The sequence below is a fragment of the Streptococcus sp. 1055 genome (genome assembly GCF_013276815.1).
In the GTDB taxonomy this organism is placed as follows: domain Bacteria; phylum Bacillota; class Bacilli; order Lactobacillales; family Streptococcaceae; genus Streptococcus; species Streptococcus pseudopneumoniae.
In genome coordinates, this window is record NZ_VMLT01000084.1 from 1 (window position 1) to 508 (window position 508).

Genomic DNA, 508 nt, shown 5'->3' on the forward strand with positions numbered 1-508 from the left:
TCGATAGCCTTGTTCGCTTTGTCAGCAGCTGCTTGAGCTTCTGCCTTAGCTTTCGCTTTTTCTTCAGCTGTTAGATCTTGGCGAGCATCGATTTCTGCTTCTTTCTTAGCTAATTCATCTGCCACTGCTTTCTTAGCAGCATCTTTGGCTACTGGATTCACAGCACCAACTGCAGACTCACCGGCTTCTTTGGCTTTAGCTACTTCTGCATCACTTGTTGCGGCTGCTACTGCTGCCTTAGCCTTGTCTGCTTCTTCCTTAGCCTTGTCTTTAGCAGCTTTCTTCTCTGCATCTGTCAAGTCTGTACGCTCATCAATGGCCTTGTTCTTAGCAGCAAGAGCGTCATCAATGGCTTTGTCAGCGGCTGCTTTAGCAGTTGTTTCTGGATTCACAGCTTTAATCGCTTCTACACCTTGTGTCTTAGCGGCTTCTACTTTATCTTGAGCTGCTTTGGCTTCTTCTGGTGTTGCGGCTACATCTGGTTGAGCATCGATAGCCTTGTTCGCTT

General features: G+C 47.2%; 1 protein-coding gene. It reads right to left on the bottom strand.

The window, feature by feature from the left end; genetic code table 11:
* Nucleotides 1–508 (bottom strand): DUF1542 domain-containing protein (locus tag HT699_RS11785; RefSeq protein ID WP_240149888.1); only part of this gene is annotated, 508 nt, incomplete at both ends.